Annotated in this window: 7 protein-coding genes; 3 read left to right on the top strand and 4 right to left on the bottom strand. The window is 51.1% G+C overall.

Going from position 1 to position 12,571, the window contains the following annotated elements; genetic code table 11:
• Positions 1-244, top strand: a 244-nt coding sequence (locus ACFWW2_RS14080; protein WP_393928797.1) for a hypothetical protein, incomplete at its 5' end; no start/stop codon positions are given.
• On the opposite strand, the gene ACFWW2_RS14085 is transcribed toward ACFWW2_RS14080, so the two are convergent.
• Together ACFWW2_RS14085 and ACFWW2_RS14090 are read right to left on the bottom strand one after the other, a co-directional pair.
• Complete coding sequence (locus tag ACFWW2_RS14085) at positions 216-803, bottom strand: outer membrane protein (RefSeq protein ID WP_393928799.1); 588 nt, start codon at positions 801-803, stop codon at positions 216-218. The two genes, ACFWW2_RS14080 and ACFWW2_RS14085, sit on opposite strands and share 29 nt — an antisense overlap.
• A 219-nt stretch (positions 804-1,022) precedes the next feature.
• Complete coding sequence (locus ACFWW2_RS14090) at positions 1,023-1,163, bottom strand: hypothetical protein (RefSeq protein ID WP_393928801.1); 141 nt, start codon at positions 1,161-1,163, stop codon at positions 1,023-1,025.
• A gap of 768 nt (positions 1,164-1,931) precedes the next feature.
• Here ACFWW2_RS14090 and ACFWW2_RS14095 point away from each other — a divergent pair.
• Complete coding sequence (locus ACFWW2_RS14095) at positions 1,932-2,522, top strand: hypothetical protein (RefSeq protein ID WP_393928803.1); 591 nt, start codon at positions 1,932-1,934, stop codon at positions 2,520-2,522.
• 85 nt (positions 2,523-2,607) lie between these two features.
• Here the strand turns inward: ACFWW2_RS14095 and ACFWW2_RS14100 are convergent, their stop codons facing one another.
• A complete protein-coding gene (locus ACFWW2_RS14100; RefSeq protein WP_393928805.1) occupies positions 2,608-10,203 on the bottom strand; it encodes a beta-ketoacyl synthase N-terminal-like domain-containing protein in 7,596 nt (2,531 codons plus the stop codon).
• Positions 10,204-10,243: 40 nt separating this feature from the next.
• Complete coding sequence (locus ACFWW2_RS14105) at positions 10,244-12,139, bottom strand: SDR family NAD(P)-dependent oxidoreductase (protein ID WP_393928807.1); 1,896 nt, start codon at positions 12,137-12,139, stop codon at positions 10,244-10,246.
• 105 nt (positions 12,140-12,244) lie between these two features.
• Here ACFWW2_RS14105 and ACFWW2_RS14110 point away from each other — a divergent pair.
• Positions 12,245-12,571, top strand: a 327-nt coding sequence (locus tag ACFWW2_RS14110) for a helix-turn-helix domain-containing protein (protein WP_393928809.1), incomplete at its 3' end; no start/stop codon positions are given.

The raw sequence follows: 12,571 nt of genomic DNA on the forward strand, positions 1-12,571 counted from the left end.
AGAGCATGATAACCATCGGTTCGACACGCATGTCTCCAGCGCCATGCACAGGCTACAAATTTTGACCATCCCGCGCCAGCGGGGTAGTCTCATCGTGCCGGGAAAATCAAAAACGCTCATGAGACGATACGATCCTGCCCCTACCGGAACAGACCCCTTGATGGTCGAAGCGTTCGGTCTCACGGACATGAAAGCCCTCAGACTCTCTGACGTGTTCAGAATTTATATGCGCCGCGCAATGTAACGCTCGTGGCATCAGCACTCATATCAACGAGGCCGCTTTCGAACTCGTAGTCAAAAGACCGGCTTGCAAATTCCGCGCCTACCGTGAATTGTTGGCTTGTGGCGATATCTATACCAGCGCCAAACAAAACACCGGCCTCGGCGATATCTTCATCTCGGGTCGGGTTGGCGGCGTCATCCACACTAAAATTGCCGACTGCTATACCAATCACCGCATAGGGCATGAACTGGCCAGCATCATAACCTGCCCGCGCCTTCAAATCGACGATAGATGTAAATTCGTACTCGCCCTTATAGCCCTCTTCAAAGACCTCCCCGCCCATCACGGCGATCTCACCTCCTAAGATGAAACCATTGAGAGTTGTGCTATATCCAGCAAACCCACCGAACATCTCACCCTCAAGGTCCAAGCCTAGAGGGCCATCGAAGTTATCATAAGTATTTTCGCCGGAAAACGTCGCAAAAGACGCCCCGGCATAGGAACCTTCCCAAGCAGATTCTGCACTTGCTGCTGTTGTGAAAGTGGCGATCAGCGAGAGTCCGATTACAAGGGTTTTCATATTTAATTCCTTCAGGTTACACTTGCTCGATAGGCAATCAGCCGTCCCGCCTGAGCTACGCGCCGTTCCAGTCGGCAAGCGCATGCGTTGGCAAGGCGGTTGCAAGGACCAGTAAGGCTGTTTTTACATGATGAGTCATTGAGCATTCTCCAGAAACACGATGGGTTAGGTGGCGTTGATGTATCTTTCTCACGACGCCTGAATTGCCTGCGACTGTGCTCATGTGACATCCAATTCAAACTGGTGAGCGATCGACGTTGATCTCGCACGCATCCTGAACACGCCGGTGATGAGAAGAAGCCTGAAGCTGTTTTCCAGCCGGCCCTTCGAGGTCTTGTTGCTTGCGTCTTGCTGTTTCATTCCCCGCAAATGCGCCCGGTCATTTCGTCTGGCATCCAGCATTAGAGGCAGATTGCCCGATGCAAAAATACTGAGATTCTATTTATCAATAGACACCAACTATGGTGAGGTCCGCGCCTGTCAGACTTTCCTCTTGTCAACACGGTCTGGTGAGGTTCTTCACGGTGAATCTTCCGATGCAAACGCCCCACGGCGGCCGTCTTCCACAACCTTCGCGCAGTGGTTCCGGGTTTGCTTTCTTCTTCCACGCTGGGTGGTTGCGATGCGCCAGATACCCGCTTGGCAGACCAACCTCTACTGCTCCGCCGGGCTGACTTTCGGTATGCGTAAATACATCACCTTTGTGGTGGGCGTAGCAGCCTCTCATAGCTGGTGTCTATTGATAAATAGCATCTCGGTATTTTACAATGCAGCGGCCTTGTCCTAGGTTTGCAACAGGAGGCGTTGGATGGAAACTCCGTTAACCCACCCACCACCACTCACACCCTCCCTCGCCTCTCGAGGGAGGGTAATTTAATTGAGGGGCTTTAGGCCCGGGGCAGCAACCGAACGACGGTTAACGTGACGACACCCAAAATACATGTTAGCATTGGCGCAATCTCTGATGTAGTAAAACTTTGACCTATTCAAACTTCTTGGCGCCAATTTGCCCAAACATGGTTCTTAAACATCGATGCAAGTATTCGATAAAAATAGTGATTTAATTAGTGGAAAACCAGGAATGAAAAACGGGAAAATGCAACGCTGAAATATCAAAGGATCGGATAATTGTTTCAAGAACTTGATATCCAGAATGTAATAACAAGAGAAGAAATAAGCTACAGTTCAATCCGCGACATTGTAGGGCAACGCAAAAATCGTTTTGATAGTGTTGGTATGAGCCACCTCACCTCAACTCCGGATTTTTGGGATGGTGTTTCCAGTCTGATCAGCGTACGCAATAGGGAAAACGATCTAATTGGCGCACTGAACTTCAACATGAAGACCAGTCCAAAAAACTCAAGCAGTTATTTTTATAACCAGATCGTTGCTGATCATGACAGTTTTCGTGAGGAACTCCTTTCATTCACGGACAAACCTATATTCGAGATCTTCCGGTTGTTTTCGGTCGATGGAAAAGGCAACCTTTTAAAATACACTGCTGAGGTATTTAGCCTGGTCCAAAAGCTGATCTTTCATCGGATTGGCCCTCGAGTCCCCTCAGCCGACCTTCTAATTGCGCCACTAAATTCGCAAGTCCAAGACGCTTATCTTCTGTTCGCAGAGCACGTGTCTCTCGACGTTACACCGCTCAAAACCAAAGTAGATATCCCAGGACATTCCGGATTGGACCTGCTCCTCCTTTCTTCCAAAAGATAATCTGGGCATTATCTTTTCGAGGTGAATGAAGACTACTCTGGAGAACACAAACTTCTTTTATTTTCTGCAGCAACTGTCCAATTAACTAGGCATCTGCCACAGATACTTCTTCGCCTGAAAAGTTCACATTGAGAGCATCTGCCCGGATCAAAGCATGGCCTGCAATGTGAATTGCCGAACCAACCTGTTTGATATCAGAGGGATGGACGTCAAACTTCTGACGAAGATGGTCTTTTATCGCAATTTGTGTAATTTTCTCCATTTCATCAGCATTGTGGTCTATCTGATAGATTTCTTCGTAGGTTCCTGGTAGCCAGTTAGCACGATTAAACTGGGCAAGTGATAAAACTGTCGCGGCGGTGCTGCGATGGCTAAGCGTAAACGATCTAAGTGGAGCACCAAAAAGGCAAAATTTTCTGAGCTGCGAAAATGAGAGTTTTCCGATTGTGTCTATAGGTACTAGTGCTTCGACGATTCTGACTTCAACGGCAACAGTGTTTTGAACCGAGAACTGTACCTCAAAGCGTACCTGCCGCGGATTGGGCATGTCGACCTTTCGGGTGACGACCCGGCCTATTCCTGATGCCGGAAGCGGCCCGAAGAGTTCTATATATTCTAACCTATAAGGAAAGGCAGCCATCCCGACGACGGGACCTCCGAACCAGCGGCTCGGGACCAAATGTGGGAAACCATGATTCAGTGTGTCTAGCAGAATGTCCAGTTCACCTTCAGCGCGTTCTAGGCATGCAGCAATATCGAACTCAAACGAGGACATCCGGTCACTATACCGAATATCAAAAGCGGTTTCAAAAGCTCCATCGTGAAAAAGATATCCAGAGCTGTAAGGATCCTTCAGGAGCTTGCCGCATTTCAATGCAGGCCATGCGTTTGGCTTGGATTTAAAGGGAGAGTAAAGTATTCTGGCATTTCCCACGATTTTTTTGTCGCAAACCTCGTTTTCAACCCTATGGAAGTGGACGTGCTCCAATTCCCCAGCGTCTTGACGCTCCCATTCAAGTCTGAGTGGACATTTATTCAGTGCCAGCCAACTGCGGATTTCCAAGTCCTCCAAACGGCTGACAGGACCTCTGTCTGCCTGAGTTGATTGCGATGAAATAATACGACCGGCGACGCCCAATATTGGAAACACAGGAATGACGTAGGACGGCTTGTGGCCAGACAACCAGGGCGATGCCTTCAAATCAATTGTCAATCTTTCCTTAGATAATTTGCCTTTTACATCATGGAGCGGCGCCGATGCGACTGCTTTCCTTTCTTGCTCGCAAATTCTAAGGGCATAATCTTTCACTTCATATATTCGCAGCCCGTCTACCCACAAACTGCCTGCTCCTTTGATGAGAACTGAAGTCTCTTCCTGGAGGATTTCGGTTAATTCAAACTCGCATAGAACTTCCTTGTTTATCGGTACGACCTGCCCCCGATACCGCCACGAGAATACTTCGCCCGTTGCCGGCGCTTGAAAAACGGGGCTCTTAAATGCCTTGTGCAGTCCTTTGCGGCGCACAAGGCACTTGAACAGAGTGAACAACGCTTCCAACCCGAGAGAACCTGGCTGAACCGGGTCGGTAAAAAAGTGTGCCTTAAAGTACCAGGCTCCTGGAACAATTCGATGATGTCCTACCAAGCGGCCAAGGTCGCTTTCGCCTCCGTCTGTTTTGAACGCGCAGACGCTGTCAAAGAGATCAAGCTTCCCGCTTGGCATAACTGGCCCGACGGTGCTGTGCAACTCATCCAGCGCGCATTGATCCACTGGACCTTGTAGGTCTTTCTGATGTACCTGCATCCTGGCAGTCGATGTTGGCAGACCCTTTTGATTTGCAAGAGCATCGTCAGGAAAAAAGCCAAAATTGGTCTTCAGCGTCATGACCAACGTGTCGCCTGCCTTGCAGATAACTTCATAAAAAACCAGTGCCATAAGGCCAACTCGGTCGAATTTCAAGAAGCGTGTTTCAAGCCTGAGCGTTCCGGTTTCGCGCGTGACGGAAGCGTGCAACACGGCATCTTTGCCATCAAGGTTCCGGAATTTCACTTCCTTGCCAAGGGCAAAACCCATATAGCTTGCAAACCAGCCGCATGGCTGCAGGAGAACCTCGCTTAATACAGACAACGGCATTTGATCGGTGCCACTGTCATCGAAGTACCAGGCATGCGGGTCAACATCGAATTCGCTAATCATCCGAGCGCCAGGCGTTTCGACAGTTGGCGGACAATTGACACTCAAGATCCGGCTCATGCAATGATAGGGCGGCCCCGGTAAACGCGGTGGGTTAGACGTGGTGTCGAATTGAGGGTCCGCTTCAGAAAAAACCGGTCCGAATGCCTCCGAAGGTTTGCCCCAGGCTGCTGCAAGCAAGGCATAGTAGTCGCCGCGGACTTCCCCACTGGGAGAGATTGTGGATGTGTCACGTGTGTGTTGTATTTCGCCACACAATCCATCCAAGGGCCAATCACGAACTAACGTGATTCCAAAACGCCGGCAAAGAAAAATCTTGAAACCATCGGACTTCACCAAAAGCGCAGCATAGATGACAGGTTGATCGCCCTTACAATCAATTTCTTCTATGAACACTTCATAGGTAATCCTGTGCGGAGCATCCGGGACCACCTGGCCACGGCATACAAATTTGAAAGGCTCGCCCGCAACCGGCGCAAACCGGTAACCGTCGCGGTCAATGGTTAAACCACAGGCAGCGGCGTAGAACTCCAACGCTTGGACTGCAGCTTCGGCCATCAGCGTTCCCGGCATACAGGGATCGTTCTGGAAGTGGCCGTCGTAAAACCAGGCTTCGACTGCCACATCGCAGGCCGCGCACAGATAGCCGCGCCTCCACGGCCCGCCGGCAGGGTCAAACTCTTCTATGGTTTCGATCATTTGCATTCGACCCGAAGGGATTTTTGGCGTTTTCTGGTGAGCAGCGGCCATCTCAAAACCTTCGCCGAAGCAGGACAGCAAGTCGCCGGCGGCAAAAGCGGTGACTTCTGCTTTGTCAAAGCTACGCTTTTTTGTCATTGCGGCCGGCAGATCCAATCGCGCTCCTGCATCCGGAATCTCATCTTCGGGCAACCACCGCACGCCGTCCGAATTTTCCAATTGTTTGTCGCTGAAAAAACCCGCCTGCCCGTTTCTGACTGAAATCAGGAGGTCGTCTCCTATCCGCGCATCATAACGGAAGAAAAACATGCGAGTATCACCGACATTGGCGTGGCTGTCGATGTGAATCTGGTAGTTAATTGTGTCACCAATCTTCGGCATGGAGCGATTGTGAAACGTGATTTCACAGCCAAGCAAACGGTAAACTCTTTCGCTTTTGTTTAAAAAATCTACCCCAAGCCAGGAAACAAGTAGTAGGTCCGCCTGCCCGGCCTCAATCAGAATACCTGTCGGCATAAAACCGTCATCGAGATACCAAGCATCTTTCGTTACGTCCGTCTCCGTCCAGCAAACACCCTTCCCCATAGAGCCAGCTTCGCCGGCCATCCCAGTGACGCGGTCAACAAGAAGCATAGGCGGGCGCGGCACTCTGCATTGGCGGTGATAACCGTCTTGCTGCTTGAAGATTTCGCCTAGAACATCGGAAATGTTGCCGCTGGCTACCAGTTCCAAGTCTTTACGATCTAACCTTGGTCCATCGGGAGAAAGGCGCGAAATTCCAATAAAAGACTGCTCAGATGGGTAAATGGTAAATGGCTTAGAGATACGTGACGTGAGTGCTTGGTCCGTCGGCTGGTTTCCAGAAAAATTGGTCGCAGACACACCGAACTCTATAGGTTCTTGTCGCCATACAACGTCCGGAGGTGCTACCATCACTCTGGTTTCCTGAGGCCTGAAACAAATTTGGCTCTCTTGACTAGAATAGCCCGGGGCGTCAACCGCAGGCGCCGGTTCTAGTTTGCGTGCCTCCATCTTTTTACTTGGGGGAAGTTCGGCTTGTATCAATTCAGACCCGGTGCGCGCTGTCAGTTCAGAAGAATCCGACTTCGCCTCCAGAGGGGCAGCGGTTACCTGCAAATCGGCCCGCACCGGCGGCAGGTGTGTTTTGACCGAAAAGGTTCTTGGTTGACCGGAAGGTGTTTCGCCTTTTTCGCGCGTCAAACGCCTTGCAAGACCCTCTATGTTGCAATCTCTGCCCAGGACGAAGAGTTGAGCAGCTACATTTGCAAAATTGAAAAGTGTGCCGTTCCCAGGATTATTCAAACTGACCGAAACATGTTGCCGGTCGCCAAGGGTCTGCGAGATCGCATTACTCAACAGCGATTTTGGTCCTGTTTCGACAAATATTCTGACGCCATCGGCCCAGGCCTTTTCAACGGTCCTCCGAAAGTCCACACATTCGAATCCTTGATCGACGTAGTGTTTCGAACAGGTCTCCTTAGAAATCGGGGCAAAGTCGTTGATCGCGTTGAAGTAAAATCTGACATCATCACGTAGTCGTGTTGGAATGGTGTGGCGTTTTGCAAATACTTGCCTGTATTCTTCCGCGAAGGGACCATGAAATGCCAGCGGGTGCTGTCGCGGTAGCACTATCGGGCACGGTTCAAGGAGAGATAGGACCTCATTGCAAGCTTGCCTACGACCGCTGAGCAAACAATGCCGACTAGAGTAAATGATGGTGATCCAAACTTGTTTAATGCCATTGACCACTTGTTGTACTTCTTCGACTGGCGCGAAAATATCAAAATCCTTCCAATCAAGGATTTCGGTCTTTGCCAAACCAAGAGATTTGGCAACGGCAGGAGCGGAACCGCCGAGTTGCTCATAGAAACCATCGGTAGTGTTCCCCAACAAAATGTCTTGTGGTCGCTCCCAAACATCGAATGCAGCGAGCATGTGCGCTTCACCCATGGAAACGCCGAGTGCTGCGTCAGGTTTAAGGTTTAGAACTTCGAGTGCCGCCTGGGCTAAAAAGATGGACCCTACGGAACTTGCAATTGCCTTTTGAGCCAGCCCGGCGGTGTTTGAAAGCGCCGCAATCGCCTCATCAAATTGGGGGGCCATTTCAAAGCCAAGGCGAGCAGCAGTATCTGCAAGAACAGCAGGAAAGGCTGTATGCCAGTCACCGCACATCTCTGCGTATCCCGAACCTAAACCAGGAAAGACCAGCGCCAACTCGCCGTAACTCGTCTCATCTGCGTAATAAACACCTGGTAGGTGGACAGATCCCGTTTCTGAAAGTCTCCTTTCAGCCAGAAGCCTACGCTTGTCAAGTTCTTGCTCTGTGTGTGCCACGATTGCAAGTCGGAATGATCCATTTCGTACTGCAGTCCCCGAGCGCAATGCCTGGATTAACTCCTCTCGCGTTTTACCAGCGGCATACCAAAGGTAGGGTACAGCTCCAGATAGCGGCTTCTCGGCCCTGCCCGACGTAAGGGTTAAGTTACAGTTCTGCTCCCAACCTGTAAAAGACTTAGCTCCAAACGTCTCGGCTATAGGAATAAAGGGCTCGAAAACACCTTCTTGCGCCGGCTTCATTGAAGATGACACGGTTCGTCCTGCCTTGATGATCTGTGCCAGACCGAGAGCACCATCTGCGCAATGGGCTATACCCAAGTTTGTATCTGATGATTTCCCCGCTTCTCTCACCGGCACAGCCGTGTTTCGGCTTGCCAGCATCATTTCGATTTCGCCAAATATGGTGTCACCGTCACGTATTGCGTCCGAGCGGCGTTTGAGCGCAAAAACACACGCACCGTCCTTGTGCCGCCGCCTCATCAGTTCCGGAACAGCGTCGCAAGCAAGCCGATGCATCTCTTCGCTCGAAAGATCCACCGCACCTGCCAAATAGAGATCCACTTCGCCTTTGCGAAGTGCACGGCAGCCGAGTTCCAGCGCATATGTTCCCGAAAGCTCTTCACCCGATATAGAAACACCGTACCCTTTAATATCGAGCTGAAGGTTGGCCCGATTTGCTACGAGATTGGGCATCGCTCCCAAGACGCAGTGTGGTCCTTCCAAAGGTGACAACGCAGCTTTCAACATTTCTGGTGTTAACGTGTCTTCAAAAACTCCTTTTTGGCGCTCTCGTTCCGCATACCAGAAAGTGCAGGCTCGTACTGCCTCCATATCCAGCCCCATGCCAATTGAGACAGCAATTCGCTCTGGTGCCGGTACTTTAATTTGTTTCAATACATTCTGTGCCAAAAATAAGGCTAGCGTTTGCTGTCCGAGGCATTTTTTCAGGTCATTCGGTGGGAACACCGTCTCGGAAATCGGTAATTCTAGATCTGAGATTTCACCATTGGTTTCGTCTCCAGTGAGCTGTTCAAGTCCACAAACAACGATGCGGTCTTCCCCTTTGGAAATCCTTGTTTTGGTTTTTTCGACAACTCTGGACCTGGTCACCATCGCGCGAGCGTCTCGCGGTTTAAACTCCTCCAAAATCAAGTGTGCATTGTTGCCGCCAAACCCGAAGTTATTCAGCCCGGCACGCTTGGGAAGGTTTTGGGGCCAGGGTTCATTTACCGTCAAAAGCCTCAAGGGCGGTTCATCAAGCGCTTCAATCGGATCGTCAGCATGTAGTGTTGCTGGACGGATATTCGCCCGGAATGCGCCGACCATTTTTAAGATTCCTGCAAGGCCCGCGACCGTAATCAGATGACCTATATTCGACTTCAGAGAGCCGACAGGTAGATCGAAGTGACCGTCAAAGACGTCCCGAAGTGTCTCTAGTTCCGTTCGATCACCTGTTATTGTTCCCGTCGCGTGACATTCGAGATACCCAACCGATAGTGGATCGAGCCCTGACAAAGAATATGCTTGTTGAAGCGCTCTGACCTGACCATCCTTATTTGGAGAAAGGATACCGCGCTGCTGCCCATCATTGGAAAGGCCCACACCGCGAACAATCGCGAAAATCTCATCTCCACAGTCCAATGCATCTGAAAGTCGCTTCAACGCTATCACCGCAGCGCCTTCACTCGGGATCAGCCCGTCAGCGCGACGGTGAAACGGGCGACTGCGCCCGGAAGGGCTTAAGGCATTTAGTTCACTGAACCCGGTATGCAGCAACATATTGTAACACCCGTTCACCGCACCAACAAATACGACGTCCGCCGAGTCTTCGTGCAACAGATCGCAGGCGAACTTGACAGCGTAGAGCGATGAGGCGCATGAAGCGTCCAAACAGAATGCGGGTCCGGCGGCGGAGAGTGAATTCGCTAATAAGGTTGCAGGCCGGCCAGATGAAAAACGTTCTCTCGCTAGCTTTGTAATGCCGTGCGTGTCGTCACGAGCAAAAGCTAACCTATAGGATAACTCAGTGGCCGTTGCTGTCGGATAACCGAGGTTGCCAACGATGACCGCAGTGCGATCGGGAGCGGCCGAAGTGCTTCTCATTTCATTACGCGCAGAGCGCCCTGCATGAAGCAACCACTTTGTAGAACGGTCAATAGTCTCTACAACACCTCCTCCGATGTCGAAAAGCGTTGCATCAAAGCCCAGTTCAGAGTCATCAACATACCCACCTCGAAAAGGTGCACGTTTTTCTATCGAAGGCGCTGTTTCATTAGCGCGGTGGATCTGTGTGACCGGCAATGGCCAGAGCCCCTCTGGGACTTCTGTCAAAAGGTCACGGCCGGCTTGGATAGCTTTCCATAGAAGATCCGGAGTGAAGGCCCCCGGCAAGACGGTTCCCCGCCCCACAATTGCAACTGGTTCAAACATGGCAGACGTTACCTTCTTCGAGTGGGGAGAAACTGATGACTCAAGCCACCTCAGCACCCTTACTGGTAGAGGCGTTGTCTGTTTTCCGAAGCTTGGGATCGGGGGGAATGGCTTGGGGAAATCCTGCGAAAACGATCTCCGGATTTATGGTTCCACCGGCCACAAGTTCATACACCATCGCCTCCACGCCAATCTCAACCGGAATGAGCGGAATGCCTCTGCTTTCAAATTGACGCTTTACTGTTTCTGTCACCATACCACCTGTCCATGGGCCCCAATCCATCGCAACTACGCGCATTTTTGGATGTCTGTCTTGAAGTGCAAAGGCAAACCGGCTTAACACTTCGTTGGCCATGCCGTAATCCGCCTGCCCAGGATTACCGTACCGCCCAGCAATGGAAGAGAACATGACTGCAAATTTCATTTCGTCGGCAACGGAAGCTGACCAAAGTGACTTGAACCCTTCGATTTTTGGCTGGTAGACCTTTGCCAGTTGATCGGGGGTTTTGTCTTTGATCAGCTTATCATGGTTCACTCCGGCTCCATGAATAATGCCAGAAACTTTCCCGGACTCGCGTCGGAATGCCCGGATCTCGTTCTTTAATTTTTCATTGTCCATAATATCGACCGCACGATAGATCGCATCTGAACCAACTTTACGGATGGCCGCGATGGTGTCCTCCACTTCTCGTGAGGCCGTCAGCACGTCAGATAGGGCCGCCAAGTCTTTAAGGGAGAGCGGTCTACCTTCAGCCTTAGCACGTTGAGATAGTTCCAGACGCAGTTCCTTAAGGCTAAGGCTGCGGTCGAGATCCTGTGGCCAGGCCTGAAGGACCGTACGGCCAAGCAATAGGAAGTTGAAACGAGCTTCTCGAGCAAGACGGATAGCGACGGCTGCGCTTATGCCGCGACCACCTCCAGTAACTACGACACCATCTCCATCTTCCAGAGAGATGCCAATACCTTCGTAAGGTTGTGCAGTAACCGTTGGTGACCAACGTTGACCATCAGACGTAAGGCCAACTTCCAGCGTGTCGCCCCCAAAAAGGATTTCCATACCAACAGATGCAACCTGTTGCTGCATCGGGAGCGCGCTGATGTCGATATCGATTACCCTTACTGTCGAAGGCTGCCATTCATGCGAAGCGGTCTTTGCTAACGCTGCAACTCCGCCGCGTTCGACGATCGAAAACTCTCTCTGATTTTGCCCAAATTTCCCTCCGGTAGATTGAAGAAAAATACAGCAGCCAAAGCGTTTTGACATGGGAATCGCGATGCGTTTTGCCGAAGCCAAGGCCGCGTTTAGCATCTCATACGCGCTGCGGTTGGGGTCCACACCTGCTGTCACGATCACCGTTTCAGCAGCATCACTTGGCTCATCTACGAGTCGCGTATTTAAGCCATACCTTTCAAAGAAGTGTGCTAGTTGCTCCGCAAACCCAGTGGCGTGTTTTGTGATTTCAATCCTGTTTGTGCTGTTTATCGTAAGATACTTCGGATTGAGAACCGAACACGTGGCTTCGACGGAGACGGTTTGACGAAAAAGCGCCTTACCAGCGGCCAACTGCTCAAATGCTCTAGCGTCAATTTTATCAACCATTACTTCACGGGAAAAAACTTGTTTAGGTTGCACCTCGTCGGGTTCAGAAGTCTCTGGAGCCGTTGTGGAGACCGAGGGTGAACCGACAGCAGTTGCAATTTCAGAGATCGTACGCAACTCCACAAGGCTCGAGGGGTCGATTTCAGTCAGGTTGGGCATCGCCTCTTTCAGGGCCGAAAGGATCTCAACCTGCTTTATCGAGTCGATCCCTAACTCGGCCTCCAGATCCATCTCAACGTCCAGCATGTCGGCTGGATAGCCAGTTTTGTCTGCGACAATGTCGAGGACCTGATTTGCTATTGCATCATTTGAATTAGTCTCGATGTGATCTGACACCGCCCCCTTCTCAGCAAGCTGAAATGGGGACGGCACATCTCTTGATGGAGATGATGGTTGTCCGTTTTGATGGAGGTGCAAACCAAACCATCAAAGGAAACCACAATGTTGAATACTACTGACAAAATCATCAAACACAAAACCGGTCTGCTGAACCTGGCCGAGGAGCTGGGCAATGTCTCGAAGGCTTGCCAAGTCATGGGCATGTCACGCGACACGTTCTACCGCTACAAATCGGCGGTCGAGGACGGTGGGGTGGAGGCGCTGTTCGAGCGCACGCGGCGCAAGCCCAATCTTGCGAACCGGGTGGATCAGGCAACCGAGGACGCGGTGATCAAATCCGCCACTGATTTCCCGGCTTATGGCCAGGCCCGCACTTCGAACGAGTTGCGTAAGCTGGGTGTCTTCGTCTCGCCATCAGGCGTCCGGTCG

The sequence above is a fragment of the Yoonia sp. R2-816 genome (assembly GCF_046762905.1).
GTDB lineage: Bacteria > Pseudomonadota > Alphaproteobacteria > Rhodobacterales > Rhodobacteraceae > Yoonia.